This window comes from Mesorhizobium sp. CA14, from assembly GCF_020165195.1.
Lineage (GTDB): Bacteria > Pseudomonadota > Alphaproteobacteria > Rhizobiales > Rhizobiaceae > Mesorhizobium.
Map to the genome: position 1 here is coordinate 142,192 of NZ_JAIUHR010000001.1, position 16,177 is coordinate 158,368.

Annotated in this window: 19 protein-coding genes and 1 pseudogene; 15 read left to right on the forward strand and 5 right to left on the reverse strand. The window is 62.5% G+C overall.

Annotated elements, in window-relative coordinates; translation table 11 throughout:
• The first annotated feature begins 267 nt into the window (after nt 1-267).
• The gene (locus LB565_RS00685) at nt 268-966 is read left to right on the forward strand and encodes a corrinoid protein (protein WP_224581288.1); all 699 of its coding nucleotides are present in this window, start codon (nt 268-270) and stop codon (nt 964-966) included.
• Nucleotides 967-1,050: 84 nt separating this feature from the next.
• On the opposite strand, the gene LB565_RS00690 is transcribed toward LB565_RS00685, so the two are convergent.
• Entirely contained in the window at nt 1,051-1,185 is a 135-nt protein-coding gene (locus tag LB565_RS00690) for an entericidin A/B family lipoprotein (protein WP_041003961.1), read from the reverse strand.
• A 53-nt stretch (nt 1,186-1,238) separates the two neighbouring features.
• Between LB565_RS00690 and LB565_RS00695 the strand changes: the two genes are divergently transcribed.
• Nucleotides 1,239-1,880: a DUF1638 domain-containing protein gene (locus LB565_RS00695; protein WP_224581289.1), complete on the forward strand. Its 642-nt coding sequence runs from the start codon at nt 1,239-1,241 to the stop codon at nt 1,878-1,880.
• Nucleotides 1,881-1,883: 3 nt separating this feature from the next.
• Here LB565_RS00695 and LB565_RS00700 read toward each other — a convergent pair whose 3' ends face one another.
• Nucleotides 1,884-2,795, reverse strand: coding sequence for an NAD-dependent epimerase/dehydratase family protein (locus LB565_RS00700; RefSeq protein ID WP_224581290.1), 912 nt, complete (start codon nt 2,793-2,795; stop codon nt 1,884-1,886).
• Between the two features lie 237 nt (nt 2,796-3,032).
• Between LB565_RS00700 and LB565_RS00705 the strand changes: the two are divergent.
• From LB565_RS00705 to LB565_RS00730, 6 genes and pseudogenes are all read left to right on the forward strand, one after another.
• Nucleotides 3,033-3,607, forward strand: a pseudogene (locus tag LB565_RS00705) (DUF4893 domain-containing protein).
• Nucleotides 3,608-3,703: 96 nt separating this feature from the next.
• Nucleotides 3,704-4,486, forward strand: a complete 783-nt coding sequence (locus LB565_RS00710) for a formyl transferase (protein ID WP_224581291.1) — start codon at nt 3,704-3,706, stop codon at nt 4,484-4,486.
• A 135-nt stretch (nt 4,487-4,621) separates the two neighbouring features.
• Nucleotides 4,622-4,924 carry a virulence factor gene (locus tag LB565_RS00715; protein ID WP_041003951.1) on the forward strand — a complete coding sequence of 101 codons (303 nt, stop codon included), beginning with the start codon at nt 4,622-4,624 and terminating at the stop codon, nt 4,922-4,924.
• Nucleotides 4,917-5,513: a methylenetetrahydrofolate reductase C-terminal domain-containing protein gene (locus LB565_RS00720; RefSeq protein ID WP_224581292.1), complete on the forward strand. Its 597-nt coding sequence runs from the start codon at nt 4,917-4,919 to the stop codon at nt 5,511-5,513. Before LB565_RS00715 ends, LB565_RS00720 begins: the two co-directional genes overlap by 8 nt.
• Complete coding sequence (locus LB565_RS00725; protein ID WP_224581293.1) at nt 5,510-6,604, forward strand: methylenetetrahydrofolate reductase; 1,095 nt, start codon at nt 5,510-5,512, stop codon at nt 6,602-6,604. The genes LB565_RS00720 and LB565_RS00725 overlap by 4 nt, the downstream gene beginning before the upstream one ends.
• A 142-nt stretch (nt 6,605-6,746) precedes the next feature.
• On the forward strand, nt 6,747-7,721 hold the full coding sequence (locus LB565_RS00730) for a methyltetrahydrofolate cobalamin methyltransferase (protein WP_095764928.1): 975 nt from the start codon (nt 6,747-6,749) through the stop codon (nt 7,719-7,721).
• A 79-nt stretch (nt 7,722-7,800) separates the two neighbouring features.
• On the opposite strand, the gene LB565_RS00735 is transcribed toward LB565_RS00730, so the two are convergent.
• Nucleotides 7,801-8,043 carry a hypothetical protein gene (locus LB565_RS00735; RefSeq protein WP_224581294.1) on the reverse strand — a complete coding sequence of 81 codons (243 nt, stop codon included), beginning with the start codon at nt 8,041-8,043 and terminating at the stop codon, nt 7,801-7,803.
• 89 nt (nt 8,044-8,132) lie between these two features.
• On the opposite strand from LB565_RS00735, the gene LB565_RS00740 reads away from it, so the two are divergent.
• Nucleotides 8,133-10,202, forward strand: coding sequence for an ASKHA domain-containing protein (locus LB565_RS00740; RefSeq protein WP_224581295.1), 2,070 nt, complete (start codon nt 8,133-8,135; stop codon nt 10,200-10,202).
• Nucleotides 10,203-10,312: 110 nt separating this feature from the next.
• On the opposite strand, the gene LB565_RS00745 is transcribed toward LB565_RS00740, so the two are convergent.
• The gene (locus tag LB565_RS00745) at nt 10,313-11,335 is read right to left on the reverse strand and encodes an acyltransferase family protein (protein WP_224581296.1); all 1,023 of its coding nucleotides are present in this window, start codon (nt 11,333-11,335) and stop codon (nt 10,313-10,315) included.
• A 336-nt stretch (nt 11,336-11,671) separates the two neighbouring features.
• Here LB565_RS00745 and LB565_RS00750 point away from each other — a divergent pair, with 336 nt between their 5' ends.
• The 3 genes from LB565_RS00750 (at nt 11,672) to LB565_RS00760 (ending at nt 13,129) form a co-directional block, all read left to right on the forward strand.
• Nucleotides 11,672-11,857, forward strand: a complete 186-nt coding sequence (locus LB565_RS00750; protein WP_181174730.1) for a hypothetical protein — start codon at nt 11,672-11,674, stop codon at nt 11,855-11,857.
• A complete protein-coding gene (locus LB565_RS00755) occupies nt 11,857-12,018 on the forward strand; it encodes a hypothetical protein (RefSeq protein ID WP_224581297.1) in 162 nt (53 codons plus the stop codon). Before LB565_RS00750 ends, LB565_RS00755 begins: the two co-directional genes overlap by 1 nt.
• A gap of 148 nt (nt 12,019-12,166) precedes the next feature.
• On the forward strand, nt 12,167-13,129 hold the full coding sequence (locus LB565_RS00760; RefSeq protein ID WP_224581298.1) for an alpha/beta hydrolase: 963 nt from the start codon (nt 12,167-12,169) through the stop codon (nt 13,127-13,129).
• A 1-nt stretch (nt 13,130) separates the two neighbouring features.
• Here LB565_RS00760 and LB565_RS00765 read toward each other — a convergent pair whose 3' ends face one another.
• Nucleotides 13,131-14,030 (reverse strand): LysR substrate-binding domain-containing protein, encoded by a 900-nt coding sequence (locus LB565_RS00765; protein ID WP_042645025.1) that lies wholly within the window; start codon nt 14,028-14,030, stop codon nt 13,131-13,133.
• A 218-nt stretch (nt 14,031-14,248) separates the two neighbouring features.
• Here LB565_RS00765 and LB565_RS00770 point away from each other — a divergent pair, with 218 nt between their 5' ends.
• The 3 genes from LB565_RS00770 to LB565_RS00775 all read left to right on the forward strand — a co-directional run bounded on the left by LB565_RS00770 (nt 14,249) and on the right by LB565_RS00775 (nt 16,162).
• Nucleotides 14,249-14,434, forward strand: coding sequence for a hypothetical protein (locus LB565_RS00770; protein ID WP_095764923.1), 186 nt, complete (start codon nt 14,249-14,251; stop codon nt 14,432-14,434).
• Nucleotides 14,435-14,784: 350 nt separating this feature from the next.
• Nucleotides 14,785-14,919 (forward strand): hypothetical protein, encoded by a 135-nt coding sequence (locus tag LB565_RS29780; RefSeq protein WP_263483928.1) that lies wholly within the window; start codon nt 14,785-14,787, stop codon nt 14,917-14,919.
• 304 nt (nt 14,920-15,223) lie between these two features.
• Nucleotides 15,224-16,162, forward strand: coding sequence for a GlxA family transcriptional regulator (locus tag LB565_RS00775; protein WP_263483932.1), 939 nt, complete (start codon nt 15,224-15,226; stop codon nt 16,160-16,162).
• The last annotated feature ends 15 nt before the right edge of the window (nt 16,163-16,177 follow it).

Consider the following 16,177-nt stretch of genomic DNA (forward strand, 5'->3'; position numbering starts at 1 on the left):
GTGCTTCCTATAACTTGGCCTGAATTGGCTGGGGCGGCCCATCGTCGCCGCTTCTTGCCGGATCGTAGCCATGCACCCTATTGGAAACGGCCAGCCAGCGCCAACGCCTGTCGCAAAATCGACAAGAAAAGCGCCAATTTTTCAGTCGCTTTCCTTTTGCGGGAAGTCGCAAATCAGCTATGGCTAGCTTGCCCTCGCGGGTTAGGTATTGGCGCATCGATTTTTAGGCTGCCGCAGTCATTCCGAGCAGCAAGGAGCCCGAGAAAAATGTCCGACGACGAGATCATCCTTTCCGAGCTTTCCGACGAGGAGCTTGTGCAGCAGATGCATGACGACCTCTATGACGGGCTTAAGGAAGAAATCGAGGAAGGCACCCACATCCTTCTCGAGCGCAATTGGGCGCCCTACAAGGTGCTGACCGAAGCGCTGGTCGAAGGCATGCGCATCGTCGGCGAAGACTTCCGCGACGGCATTCTGTTCGTGCCGGAAGTGCTGCTCTCGGCCAACGCCATGAAGGCCGGCATGGCCATCCTGCGTCCGCTGCTCGCCGCCACCGGCGCGCCGAAGCAGGGCAAGATGGTGATCGGCACCGTCAAGGGCGACATCCACGACATCGGCAAGAACCTTGTCGGCATGATGATGGAAGGCGCCGGCTTCGACGTCATCGACCTCGGCATCAACAACGCGGTCGAGAAATATCTGGACGCCATCGAGCAGCACCAGCCCGACATCATCGGCATGTCGGCGCTGCTCACCACCACCATGCCCTATATGAAGGTCGTCATCGACACGATGAAGGAAAAGGGCATCCGCGACGATTATGTCGTGCTGGTCGGCGGCGCGCCGCTCAACGAGGAATTCGGCAAGGCCGTCGGCGCCGACGCCTATTGCCGCGACGCCGCGGTGGCGGTGGAGACGGCCAAGGATTACATGAAGCGCAAGCACAACGTTCGCGCTTCCGCCTGATCCAAGGCATCAGGATGGATCGACAGAAAAGCCGCGCCTTGCAGCGCGGCTTTTTTGTTCCCAGATGATAGGCGGGGCTGCCGATCAGTTGACGGTGTCTTTGACCGCCCTTGCCGTCGATTTGACATCCTTGCCGACGCCCCGGATGGTGTTGGCGCAGGCGGTGAGTGCAAGCGCGCAGGCCAGGATGGCGATCGGCGCGATGCGTAGCAGTTTCATGAACGGTGTCTCCCTCGACAGATATTAAGCCCCGCAGCGAAAGCCGGCCCGACTTGGTCAAAACGCAAAAAACGGAACCGAATCAAACAGACAGGCTGCTCGTCATCGCCTGCGGGATGATTGCGCGCGAAGTTTTGGCCGTCAAGCAACGGCTAAAGCTCGACCATCTCGAGCTGACCTGCCTGCCGGCCGAGTTCCATTTCTATCCGGACCGCATCGCGCCGGCGATGGACAAGGCGATCGAAAAGGCCAAAGCGGAAGGCTACCAGCACATCTTCGTCGGCTATGCCGATTGCGGCACCGGCGGCCTGCTCGACCGCGTCATCGAGAAGCACGGCGTCGAGCGCATGGCCGGGCCGCATTGCTTTGCCTTCTACCAGGGCATGGACGCCTACGCGAAGGTGGCCGATGACGACATGATGTCGTTCTACATGACCGACTTCCTCTGCCGCCAGTTCGACGCCTTCTTCATCAAGCCGCTCGGCCTCGACCGGCATCCGGAGTTGATCAAGGATTATTTCGGCAACTACGAGAAGCTGATCTATCTCGCCCAGACCGACGACCCGGAGCTCGACAAGGTCGCCGAGAAAGCCGCCGCCATGCTCGGCCTCACCTATGAGCGCCGCTCGACCGGCTATGGCGACCTGACGAGCGAACTGGCACGGGTGGCACAGGGCGCTGCCCAAGACGCCTAGCCTTCAGGCCTCCTCCAGCGCGGCAAGCACGTCGGCGAAGGTGGTCCTGCAGACGAAGCCCAGCCTCTCCCTCGCCCGCGACGGATCGTAGACGCGGTCGATCGAAGAGAACATCGTCCAACCTTTGCTCCCATAGAGCCTGGGATAATCGGGAAAATAACGCGCCACCACGGCCGGCGCGTCGGCGATCAGCTCGGCGCAATCCTGCGGCCGGAACGGTGTCGGCGCAGAGATGATGAAGACATCGAAGCCCAGGCTTGGCGCCTTCTCCAGCGCCGCGACATGGGCTTCCGCCGCATCCTCCGCCGTCAGCCGGCGGAACAGCAACTCGTTGGCCTTGGTGTTGGCGTCTGATTGCTCGATCGCATGCGCCATGTCGTCCGCTTCGGGAAAGAAGCGAGCCGTGCGCAGCACCACGACTGGTAGTCCGTGCTCAAGGTGATAGAGGCGGCACAGATGCTCGGCCGACAGCTTCGTCACGCCATAGATGTTGCGCGGCTCCGGCGACATCTCTTCCGTCAGCCAGGCGGCCTTGCGCGCGCCGCCCTGGAAACCGGCGCGGATTGCCTGCGAAATCATCAGCGACGTCGTCGAGGTGAAGACGAAGCGCTCGACGCCGCAGGCAACCGCCGCGTCGAGCAGGTTCAGCGTCCCCTGGACGTTGGTCGCGACGAAATCCGTGTTCTCGAAATGCTCGATGTTCGGCTTGTGCAGCGCGCCGCTATGAATGATGGCCTCGATTTGATTGTCGCGGACAGTTCCGAAGACCAGCTCGCGATCGGTGATCGAGCCGACGACTTGCGTGCGCGCCGAGGCAACCGGATCGAGACCGAACACCTCATGGCCGAGCGCTTCCAGTCGTGGCTGAAGCGCGCTGCCCAGCCAGCCGGACGATCCCGTGAGCAATATCCGCATCGATCAAACCGCCATTTTCTAGAGCATGATGCCGAAAAGTGTGGAGCGGTTTTCGGACGACATCATGCTCTATCTCTTTGATTTAGAGCCGGATTCAGATTTCAGGTCGACCCGACCTGAAATCATCTGGCTCTGGCTCATGCTGTTAAGCATGGATGACAGGCGATGGCGAACCGGTAAGTTGTGCGCTCGTGATGGAAAAAATTGTTCCAGCCATTGATTGAGGAAACGCATTTCATGATGCCTCGCCTGCTTTTTGCCGCCCTCGGCCTCATCGCCCTCACCTTGCCCGCCCATGCCGACGGCGAAGTGCAGAAGCTGATCACCGCCGCCGACAAGACGCGACTGGATAGATACGGCGAAACGCGCAAGGCGGCTCTCGATGAGGCAAAAGCCGGCGATCCGTCCGAGGCCAAGCAGTTGGACGAACTGCTCGCCAGACCTCTCGTCGCCTTCTCCGACAAGGACCTCACCGGAAACTGGAAGTGCCGCACCATCAAGGCAGGCGGCATCAGTCCGCTCGTCATCTATGGCTGGTTCAAGTGCAAGGTCACAGACGACGGCTCGGGCTGGCGGCTCACCAAGGTTAGCGGCTCGCAGCGCACAACCGGCCGCTTCTTCGACGACAACGAGAAACGCGCCATCTATCTCGGCTCGTTCTCGGTCAATGACGACAAGGCCAAGCCCTATGGCAGCGGCCCCGAAAGCGACCAGGTCGGCTACGCCTTCCGCAACAGCGCCACCGAATGGCGCATCGAATCCCCGCGCCCTATTACGAATCGAAGCTCGACATCATGGAATTCAAGCGCTGAACCGGTTGCTGAAACGCCTGACAGAGGGTTTTGGGCACACCAAGGATTAACCCGCTCCGCATAGCATGCGCCCGATTTTCATAGCGGGTGCTTGCCGTGGCAGCGTCGGACTCGAATACGCAACCGATCGTGGTCGTCACTGAAGGTGGCCCGCATATCTGGGCCATCGTCAATGCGCTTGCCGACCGCGTCGGTCCCGTCAGCGTCATCCTCGAATCCGCTGAATCCAAAAAGCGCCTGCTCATCGGCCGCGCGCGACGCCAGGGCTGGATCTCGGCCATGGGCCAACTCGGCACGATGGTGCTGACCAGGCTCGGCAAGCGGTTCCTGGCCGGTCATGCCGAGAAACTTATCGCCGAGGAGAAGCTCGCGACCGAGCCGCGGCAGGGCCAGACGATCATCCATGTGCCTTCGGCCAACGGGCCGGAATGCCTGAAAGAAATCAACAGCATCAAACCTGGCGTCGTGCTGCTTGCCGGCTGCAGGCTGATGTCGAAGGATACGCTGGCAAAGATGCCTTGCCCGGTGCTCAACTATCACGCCGGCATCGCGCCGAAATATCGCGGCATGAATGGCGGCTACTGGGCGCTGGCCTGCGGCGATCAAGGGAATTTCGGCACCACCGTGCATCTGGTCGATGCCGGCGTCGACACCGGCGGTGTGCTGAAGCAGGCGCGCGGCAGGCCCAAGACCGGCGACACGATCGCCAGCTACGCGCTGCGGCAGGCAGCCTTTTCGCGCGATATATGCGTCGCGGCGGTCGGCAATGCGCTAGCCGGCAGACTGGAAACGATCGATCCGGGCCTACCGTCGAAGCAATGGTATCACCCGACGATCTGGTTCTACCTCTGGACCGGCCTGACCAAGCGCGTCTGGTGATCAGCCGGCAACCGATTCCAGCATTCGCTTTGCGTCATGGCCAGCGTCGCTTTTGAAGGCGCGCGCGTCGTCCCATAACAAGCGGCCCAACCACGCATGCGGCAATGCTCCATGACTTCGAGGAGTTGAGAATTCATGGCCGATCTGATCGTCGTCTACTGGCGCGATATCCCAGCCCAGGTCATCGTCAAGAAGGGCCGGCAGAACGCCAAGCGCGAATTGCCGCTGCGCTTCACCGAGGCGATCGACATGTGCGCCATGCGCACCGGCGCCGGCGGCACCGACGACTATCTGGCGGAATGGCGCAAGGCCGACCCGGTCCCGGTCGGCGACGATATCGAGGCCGAGGTAGAGAAGGCCTATCAGGAACTCGACGCGAAATATGACCGCGAGCGGCTGGTCGCTCTGGTCAAGGCTGGCGGGAAAGAAAATGTCTGAGCAACAGCCGACGGTTACCCAGGCCACCTTGGTCAAAAAGGCAGCGCCGAAATCCGACTACAAGCCCGCCGACGTGTCGCCGCAGCGGCGCGTCCAGCGCACTTTTGCTGTCAGACTCTGGTCCATCCGGCACTCGCGATTGCTCGAATGGTTCTACGGCCGCTTCGCCGACGCCTTCCTGCTCCTGCACCCTTTGTGGAAGGGCATCGGCTACAGCCGGGTCGAAGCCCCGGTGAAATTCATCGAGAAGCGCGTCAAGGGCTTCATGTTCGACTGCCGCATGTGCGGCCAGTGCGTGCTCTCCTCCACCGGCATGTCGTGCCCGATGAATTGCCCGAAGCAGCTTCGCAATGGCCCTTGCGGCGGCGTGCGCGCCAACGGCAATTGCGAGGTCGAGCCCGACATGCCTTGCGTCTGGGTCAAGGCCTGGGAAGGCTCGCGCAACATGGTGCATGGCGACAAGATCCTGACCGTGCAGAAGCCGGTCGATCAGTCGCTGCGCGAAACCTCGGCATGGCTCAGGGTAACGGCGCAGGCGGCCGCAGCGCGTGAAGCCCAGAACCCGCAGAACACCGGAGCTTCAGCATGAGCGTCCGCCACCAGCGCGACGAGAACCCGGCCGGCATCCATCTGCCGCTCGATCCCCTGCCCGGGCATACTTCGCGCGGCCGGCTGGAGCGCGTGCTGCGCCGCGGCGAGTTCGCGGTGACAACCGAGCTCAACCCGCCCGACAGCGCCGATCCCGAAGACGTCTACAACCGCGCCAAGATCTTCGACGGCTGGGTCGACGCCATCAACGCGGTCGATGCCTCGGGCGCCAACTGCCACATGTCCTCGGTCGGCATCTGCGCGCTGCTCACCCGCATGGGCTATGCGCCGATCATGCAGATCGCCTGCCGCGACAAGAACCGCATCGCCATCCAGGGCGACGTGCTGGGCGGCGCCGCGATGGGCGTCGCCAATATGCTGTGCCTCACCGGCGACGGCGTGCAGGCCGGCGACCAGCCCGGCGCCAAGCCGGTGTTCGACCTCGATTCCATGTCGCTGCTCGAAACCATCCGCATCATGCGCGACAACGGCAAGTTCCTGTCCGGCCGCAAGCTGACGACGCCGCCGCAGGTTTTCCTGGGTTGCGCGGTCAATCCCTTCGCTCCGCCCTACGACTTCCGCCCGATCCATCTCGGCAAGAAGATCGCCGCCGGCGCGCAGTTCGCGCAGACGCAGTATTGCTTCGACGTGCCGATGTTCAAAGCCTTCATGCAGAAGGCGCGCGATCTCGGCCACACCGAAAAGCTCTTCCTGCTCTGCGGCGTCGGCCCACTCGCTTCCGCCAAGACCGCGAAATGGATCCGCTCCAACGTGCCGGGCATTCACATCCCCGATGCGGTGATCAAGCGGCTGGAAGGCGCGCAGGATCAGAAGAAGGAAGGCAAGCAGCTCTGCATCGACATCATCAACGAGGTGAAGGAAATCCCGGGCGTCGCCGGCGTCCATGTGATGGCCTATCGCCAGGAGGAATATGTCGCCGAGATCGTCGATGAATCCGGCGTGCTGAAAGGCCGCCAGCCCTGGAAACGGGAGATCCGCCGCGACGATCAGATCGTCGCCGAACGGCTCGACCACATACTGCATGACGAGATTACCGAAACCCAGGTGGATATGGTCAAGACCGCGCACTGATGTATGTCGCCCAAAGTGGGAACCGGTTTTGGGGCAACGACACACATGAACTTAGAATCTAAGGGCGCGGACGGCACGCATTCACTTGAACCAAATCAGATAACGATATAAAGAAGTCTTTATATCCCGACGGAGAGATTGCATGACCCGCACCATCGTCGCCTCGGCGACCCGAGAAATCGTCATCGGCTTCGACCAGCCCTTCTGCGTGATTGGCGAGCGCATCAACCCGACCGGCCGCAAGAAGCTGGCCGCCGAGATGGTGGCCGGCAATTTCGAGACCGTCATCAAGGACGCGCTGGAGCAGGCCGCCTGCGGCGCCACCATGCTCGACGTCAATGCCGGCGTCACCGCCGTCGACCCCAACGCGACCGAACCGGCGCTTCTCGTGCAGACGCTGGAAATCGTGCAGGGCCTGGTCGATCTGCCGCTGTCGATCGACTCCTCGGTCAGCGCCGCGATCGAGGCCGCGCTGAAGGTCGCCAAGGGCCGTCCGCTGGTCAACTCCGTCACCGGCGAGGAAGAAAAGCTCGAGGCCATCCTGCCGCTGGTCAAGAAATACAACGTCCCGGTCGTCGCCATTTCCAACGACGAGACCGGCATCTCGATGGATCCGGACGTCCGCTTCGCCGTCGCCAAGAAGATCGTCGAGCGCTGCGCCGATTTCGGCATCCCGGCGCATGACGTCGTCGTCGACCCGCTGGTGATGCCGATCGGCGCGCTGGGCGACGCCGGACGCCAGGTGTTCGCGCTGCTGCGGCGGCTGCGCGAAGAACTTAAGGTCAACACCACCTGCGGCCTCTCCAACATCTCCTTCGGCCTGCCGCACCGCCACGGCATCAATGCCGCCTTCATCCCGATGGTGATCGGCGCCGGCATGACCTCGGCAATCATGAACCCGGTCCGGCCGCAGGAAATGGAAGCCGTGCGCGGCGCCAATGTGCTCAACGGCACCGACGAGAACTGCACCAACTGGATCCGCACCTACAAGGACTACAAGCCGGCCGAAGGCGGTCAAGCGGTTGCGGCTCCAACAGCGGTCAATGCGCCGGGCGAAGGCAACGGCAATGGCGGACGTCGCCGCGGCGGCCGCGAAGCCCGCATGGCCAGGGGGTAAGCGAGCAACCGTGAGCCGCACCGCAAACAATGCTGGTCCGATCGCATCACGGATGCGCTCGGACAACTCTGCTTTGCGTTCAGGCGACGCCCAATATGGCGTCGAACAACGCCATTCCCGCCCACGATCCGAAGATGCCTGTGACGCCTCCGACGATGAAATCATCGTCATGGGCGGGCCAGTACGCGTGCAGCAGCAGCGCACCCACGATCGCGCCGACAATCCCGGTAGCGAGGTATTGCGGATTGCGCAGCCACGAGCCCTTGATCACGCGCACCATGGTGAACGCGGTGAAGATGGCGGAGAGCAGCAGATCCGACATGGTTGGCTCCTGGACCAACGGACTCTCCGCCCAAGAGGAAAACGATCCGTTAAACGGCGTCGGCAATTGCCATCGAGACACGTGCCAGCATGAATCCTCCCCCCAATATCACCGATCCGCTCGTCCTGTTCATGCCGTCGGGCAAGCGCGGCCGGTTCCCGGTCGGCACGCCGGTCCTCGATGCGGCGCGCCAGCTCGGCGTCTATGTCGAAAGCGTGTGCGGCGGCCGCGCCACCTGCGGGCGCTGCCAGGTCGAAGTGCAGGAAGGCAATTTCGCCAAGCACAAGATCGTCTCGTCCAACGACCACATCTCGCCCAAGGGCGCCAAGGAAGAGCGCTACGAGCGCGTACGCGGCCTGCCCGAGCGGCGTCGCCTCTCCTGCTCGACGCAGATCCTCGGCGACCTCGTCATCGATGTGCCGCAGGACACGGTCATCAACGCCCAGACCATCCGCAAGGACGCCGACACCAGGGTGATCGCCCGCGATACGGCGATCCGCATGTGCTATGTCGAGATCGAAGAGCCCGACATGCACAAACCGCTCGGCGATCTCGACCGGCTCAAGATCGCCCTGATGAAGGACTGGGGTCTCAAGAACCTCGAATTCGACTTCTATCTCATGCCGCAGGTGCAGGGCATCCTGCGCAAGGGCAACTGGACGGCCACCGCTGCCATCCACAAGGATGCCGACAGCGACATCGCGCGCGTCATCGCGCTGTGGCCCGGCCTGAAGAACGAAGCCTACGGCCTTGCCTGCGACATTGGCTCGACCACCATCGCCATGCATCTGGTATCGCTGCTGTCGGGCCGCGTCGCCGCGTCCTCCGGCACGTCCAATCCGCAGATCCGCTTCGGCGAGGATCTGATGAGCCGCGTCTCTTACGTGATGATGAATCCGGACGGCCGCGAGGGCATGACGGTCGCGGTGCGCGAGGCGGTTTCCGGCCTCGTCGACAAGGTCTGCGCCGAAGGCAACGTCCAGCGCGCCGACATCCTGGATTCCGTCTTCGTCGGCAATCCGATCATGCATCATCTGTTCCTCGGCATCGATCCGACCGAGCTCGGCGGCGCGCCCTTCGCGCTTGCCGTCTCCGGCGCCGTGCGCATCAAGGCCTCCGACATCGGCCTGAAGCTCAACCAGGGCGCGCGCCTCTATATGCTGCCCTGCATTGCCGGCCATGTCGGCGCCGATGCTGCCGCCGTAACTCTTTCGGAAGGGCCGCATCGCCAGGACGAGATGATGCTGATCGTCGATGTCGGTACCAACGCCGAGATCGTGCTCGGCAACTCGACGCGCGTCGTCGCGGCGTCCTCGCCTACCGGCCCGGCCTTCGAGGGTGCGGAGATCTCCGGCGGCCAGCGCGCGGCGCCCGGCGCCATCGAGCGCGTGCGCATCGATCCGGACACGCTCGAGCCGCGCTACCGTGTCATCGGCTCGGAACTGTGGTCGGATCAGCCGGGCTTCGCGGAAAGCGTGCAGGCGACCGGCGTCACCGGCATTTGCGGTTCGGGCATCATCGAGGTGATCGCCGAGATGTACCTGTCGGGCATCATTTCCGAGGACGGCGTCGTCGATGGATCGCTCAACATGCGTTCGCCGCGCATCGTGCCGAACGGCCGCACCTTCTCCTACGTGCTGAAGGAGGGCGAGCCGAAGATCACCATCACCCAGAACGACGTGCGCGCCATCCAGCTTGCCAAGGCGGCGCTCTATGCCGGCACCAAGCTGTTGATGGAAAAACAGCACACCGACCATGTCGACCGCATCCATTTCGCCGGCGCCTTCGGCTCCTTCATCGATCCGAAATACGCCATGGTGCTCGGCCTGATCCCGGATTGCGACCTCGACAAGGTCTCGGCCGTCGGCAATGCGGCCGGCGCCGGCGCGCGTATGGCGCTGCTCAATCGCGGCTACCGGCGCGAGATCGAGGAAACGGTGAGCAGGATCGAGAAGATCGAGACGGCGCTTGAGCCGAAATTCCAGGAGCACTTCGTCTACGCCATGGCGCTGCCGAACAAGGTCGACCCGTTCCCCAAGCTGGCGGCCGCGGTGAAGCTGCCGCCGCGCAAGACAGTGGGCGAGGACGGCGCCGTCGGCGATGCCGCCCCGCGTCGGCGCTCGCGCGAGGAACGCGCGGCACGGCGCGGCCGCGGCTAGAGCATGATCCCGAAAAGTGGGAACCGGTTTTCGGAGAAGATCATGCTCCAACAAAGAGTTAGATCAGGATCGCGATTCAACGAAACGTCTTCCTGATCTGACGTTTCGGCTCATTCCGCGGCCCCTGCGGCCGCGGCATTGGCTGCCTTGACGGCGCCCTTGGGACGTTGCGGATGCAGCAGCCCGATCAACGGTTTTTCGACGATCAGATAAAGCATCGCCGAGAGCGCAAGAGTGGCAACCAGGATCGTCGCCGGCTGCAACGCTGCCGGCAGGCCGGTCCTCAGGACGACGCCGGTCGTCAGGACGCCGACCACGACATGCCATAGATAGATTGAATAGGACGCATCGCCGAGAAATGTGGGCAAGGCAGCCGGCTTGAACGGCCGCGCCCGCTCGGCAAAAACCGCGCCCGCCACGATCAGCGCGGCCGGAAGTCCCCACCGCAGGGCGCGCGGCAAATCGGCATCGAATAGCGGGCCGGCCGCAAGCAGAAGAAATCCCGCGCCAGCCATCGCCAGCCCCACCCCGAGCGGCAGCCTGGTGCCCTGGAGCCACAAGCGCCCCACGATGACGCCGGCCGCGAACTCGATCACGACCGGATCGGTGAAAGCATGCGCATATCCGGCCGGAAGGATGAAATGCAGCGCGACGATGGCGACAAGCGCGCCGGTGAGAACGCCGAACCGCCACCGCTCGCCCAGGAACAGGACAAGCGTGAAAACGAGATAGAACATCATTTCATAGCAAAGCGTCCAACCCTGTATGACGATGGGATGCAGCGCGCTCTCCTGCAGGACCGGCAGGAAGAACAGTGAGCCCAGGAAATTCGGGACACTGAAGAAATGGTCGTAGAAGAATTGCGGCTTGAGCAGGATGCCTGCCGCGGTCAGCAGCGTGACGATCCAGTAGAGAGGCACGATGCGGGTGATCCGGCGCCCCATGAAACGCCAGGGATCGGCTGGCCTGCCCGCCGTCGTCACCCACATGATGAAGCCGCTGATGACGAAGAAGATGTCGACGCCGGCTGCCCCGACGTCGAACGAACCGCCGAACTGCTCGCTGACGTGAAAGCAAACGACCGCGCACGCGGCGAGGCCGCGCAGATATTGGATACTATGTATGCTCGTCATGATGCCCTGACTCGTATCGCATCATGCTGCGATGCAATACCCCGCGCCGCATTGCACAATAACAATGCAGCCGCTCGCCTCTGTCAACCGCCGATGGCGGCCATTTGGATCGAAACCGGCCCGCCGGCATGCTTAATTCATTCGTATGCAAATGTTTCCGGATCCGCGGGATCCGGAAACGGAAACGCTGTTTTCGCGAAATCGACCCGATACATGCGCGACGCATTTAGCGGCCATTGCACGGCGGCTGAAGATTTGCGTGTCGCCCAAAGGCGCTTCGCGGTTTGGGACAAAGACATGCAGCTTCGGCTGCCGCGCTCTTCAAGGGAGATGAAAATGTCGATGTTTGGAAATCTCAGCCGCTTCGGTGTCACCATCAGGCAGGCCCATGCCAGGAACAAGGCGATCCGCGCGCTCAACGATCTGCCGGCGCATGTCCAGAAGGATATCGGCTGGCCGGCCTCGCCGCCAAGCGACCCGCAGGCCGCCCTTCATGCGCTGCTTCTGGGCACGCCGCGCTGATGACCTTCGCCGACAAATGCAAGCTGCTCGGCAAGCGCCGGGGCCGCAATGCGGGCCCGGCTGCTGGCGACAACAAACTGCGCGCGGCGCTGCTGTCGAAGCGGCGCTGGAGCAATGCCGGGAACAGTGCGCAGCCGTTGGGCTGGGCGACGCAGCCATAGCCTTCCGTTCGAATTGCGCACACAAGGAACCGGCACCATCGCAGCGCCGATGCGCCAGCGGCTAAACCTTGACATTTTTAACGGAGGTACAATCTTGGAATAGCGGGGGAACTCTCTTAGTCGGCTCTGCCGAAATGCGTGTATCCGCATGCCAAGTTTGAAAAGCCATCTCGTTTCGTTCGTTCTCAGGCACAGCCGCAAGAAGGCGTTTTCCAGTCCCGAGAACCTGCACCGTTGGATCGCCTACGCCCGCAAGACCGAGGACTATCATCCGCCGGCCTTGCTCAAGGCGAGGCTGGACATCACCGAGACCGAGATCGACGGCTTTCCCGTCTTTGAGATCGCCCCGAAGGCGGGCGAGCGCCGGCGCATTCTCTACATGCATGGCGGCGCCTACGTTTTTCAGATCACATCCTACCATTGGGGGCTGATCGCCGAGATGGCCGAGCGTCTCGGTTTCGGCATCACCGTGCCGATCTACCCAATCGCGCCCGAGCACGATTTCCATGACATGTTCGGCATGGTCGGCGACGTCTACCGGCGCATGCTCGAAGAGACCGACCCCGAGGACATCGTCTTCATGGGAGATTCGGCCGGCGGCAACATGGCTGTCGTGCTGACCATGATGGCGGCCGAGGAAGGCCTGCCGGCACCGTCGCGTCATGTGCTGATCTCGCCCGGCCTCGATGTTTCGCTTGCAAATCCCGAAGTCTTCGAAGCCGAGCGGCAGGATCCGTGGCTGGGCATTCCGGGAGGGCTGGAAGCGGTGCGGCTCTACAGCGCCGGTTTCAACCGCAACGACTGGCACATCAGCCCGCTTTACGGCGACTTGTCCGTGCTGCCGAAGACGCTGCTGCTGACCGGTTCACGCGACATGCTGACACCAGATAATCTCATCTTCGCCGAACGCGCGCGCGCTGCCGGCGTCGAGGTCGACGTGGTCTACGAGGAAGGCATGTTCCACGTCTGGCCGCTGATCGAGATGCCCGAGGCGCGCCGCGCGCGCGACAGCATCGTCGACTTTCTCAGCGTTCCCGCAGCCATCCGGACTCGTGCCCGGGGCAGGACAAAGGCTGATTTCGCAGCCCGCCCCGCGCCGGCCGCCGAATAGCTCAGAACTTGCCGGTTTCCCGGAACAGTTCGAACGTCGCCCGTATATGGTCGGCCACAGCCTTCACCGGCGCGCTCGCATCCGGCGCCACCACCATGGCAAGATTGTAGGTGCCGATCTCGGGCATGCCGTCCTTGGCGCCCAGCGAGACCATCTCGTCACCGAGGAAGGACTTCGGCAGCGGCGCCACCGCGAGGTCGGCCATGATCGCGGCGCGCTGGCCGGCCGTGTGGGCGCTCATATAGGCGATGCGGTAGTTGCGGCCCTCGCGCCCGAGCGCTTCCAGGGCGCCGGCCCGCCAGGCGCAGCCTTCTTCCCACAGCGACACCGGCAGCGGTTCGCGCAGATGCGCGCAGCCGCCCTTGGCACCGGCCCACACGATCGGCTCGGTCAAAAGCACCTCCGCGCCGACCGCGCTTGTCTTGTAGGAATTGGTGAGCAGCGTGATGTCGAGCGCGCGATCGTCCATGCGCCGGCGCAAATTGATGCTCTGGTCGATGGTGACATCGACGGCGATCGACGGATGCGACTGGGCGAAGCGCTTCAGCACATGCGGCAGCACACGCTCGCCATAATCGTCGGGGGAACCGAGCCGCACCACGCCGACAATGTCGGGGATGATGAACTTCGACACCACCTCGCGGTTGATCGACAAAAGCCGGCGCGCATAGCCGAGCAGCATCTCGCCATCCGTGGTCAGCGTCACCGAACGCGCGTCACGCGCGAAGACCGAACGGCCCAGGATATCCTCCAGCTTCTTGATCTGCATGGAGACGGCCGACGGCGTGCGGAACACCGCATTGGCGGCGGTGGTGAAGCTGCCGGTCTCGGCGATCGCCACGAAGGTGCGCAGCACATCGAGGTCAAGCAGCGGTAGAGGATGATTGAGCGGGGCGTTCATGAGCCAGCCTTCAATTTTTCTGATGCAATCCATCATTCCATTTCGTTTGATTGAACATCACTCCAGGCGCATAGTCAACTCGACCGATACAGGATGCTGCCAAAAGCAGCCATGAAACGACCCTGACACAGTCCTGCAATCGACGTGAAATGAAGCTGAAACAGACCTGGTTTAACGCAATGACGGGCGCCCTCCCTGCCCGCATAGAGGAGAAAGAAATGTCTATCCTGTCTTCCATCGGTCGGCTTGCGACCGAATTCAGCGCGGCCCGCGCCCGCTACCAGACCGAACGCGCCATCCATGCGCTGCCGATCGAACTGCAGAAGGATATCGGCTGGCCGGAAGCCGCCGATGCCAAGACCGGCTTGCGCCTCGGTGTCGGAAGCTGGGCCGGAGCGAAGTAATCGAGTGTGTATGAAGTTCTGAAGGCCTGCCGCGTCAGCTCCGGCAGGCCTTTTTTGTTTATGGCTTTTTTGTTTGCATTCAAACGACCTTTCCAGCCATGCGGCCGCTGCATGACGCATATGAGCCACCCGCATAGCGGGTTAACAAACCGATTAACCCACCGAAAATAATGGAAAATTTTGGGCACGCTGCCCAAGGATGTCGCAAAACATGTCGCTTTTCATATCAAGCGCTTCGCTTTTGCGATTTAGTTTTTGCTGAACCGAGCCTATATCACCGTCAGCCAAAACGAGCTGCCCCACTCCATTAAGCGAAGGCGACCCGTCTGAGCAACCAAATGGAGATGATGATGAAGCTCTTTGCCCGCCTGTTCACCCGCCGTGAAATGAACCTGACAACCGCTATGGAACGTCAGCGTCTTGCCAAGACGATGCCCGGCCAGACCGGCGCCATGGCTGCTGCCCGCCTCGGCTTCGTCGCCTGAGACAATTCGGCATGCTGAATTTCAACGCCGCCCGGCTTGCCGAGGCGGCGTTTTCATTTGGGCGTGCCACCTGACGTCGGCGAAGAGACGCCCTGCAGTTGCACGAATTGCCCATTTGCGACCCATGTCGCAAATTTAATCTTCACTTAGCCGCCTACCCGATTGACAGGAATGATTTTTCCTGTTGTCGCTATGCTGTTCGCGACATCCTGTTCGCGTCATGGCTGCGTGAGGTTTCCCCGTGAATGCCGTAAAGCATCCGATCAAGAGATCGTTTGTATTCTTCCTCATTCCCGATTTTACGATGATCGCCTTCGCGACGGCGCTCGATCCGCTGCGCTCGGCTAACCGGATGCTCGGCTACGAAGCCTATCGCTGGCGGCTGGCCAGCATAGACGGCAAGCCGGTGCGCGCCTCGAACGGCGTCGAATGCGCCGTCAACACCTCGCTCGAGGAAGAGCGCAAGAAGATGGCCGGGCCGGATCGGCCAAACATGGCGATCGTCTGCAGCGGCATCAATGTCGAGCGCTACCACAACAAATCGGCCTTCGCCTGGCTGCGCGAGGAATACAACCGCGGCGTCGCCGTCGGCGGCCTGTGCACTGGCGCCCATATCCTTGCCGCCGCCGGCCTGCTGTCCAACAAGCGCTGCGCCATCCATTGGGAGAACCTGCCGGGCTTTTCCGAGGCATTCCCGAAGGCCAATGTCTTTGCCGACCTCTTCGAGGTCGACCAGAACGTCTACACTTGCGCCGGCGGCACTGCCGCGCTCGACATGATGCTGAAGCTGATCGGCGACGATTTCGACGAAAGCCTCGTCAATCGCGTCTGCGAGCAAGTGCTGACCGACCGCGTGCGCAGCCCGACCGACCGCCAGCGCCTGCCGCTGCGCGCCCGCCTCGGCGTTCAGAACTCGAAGGTGCTCACCATCATCGAGCTAATGGAAGCCAACCTTGCCGAGCCGCTGTCGCTGATCGAGATCGCCGACCATGTCGATCTTTCCCGCCGGCAGATCGAGCGTCTGTTCCGCACCGAGATGGGCCGCTCGCCCGCCCGCTACTACCTGGAGATCCGGCTTGACCGCGCCAGGCACCTGCTCATCCAGTCGTCGATGCCTGTGGTCGAGGTGGCGGTGGCCTGCGGCTTCGTCTCCGCCTCGCATTTCTCCAAATGCTACCGCGAGCTCTACGCCCGCTCGCCGCAGCAGGAGCGTGTCGACCGCAAGCAGCTCTTGGCAGCTTGATCCGAAGGTTCCGGA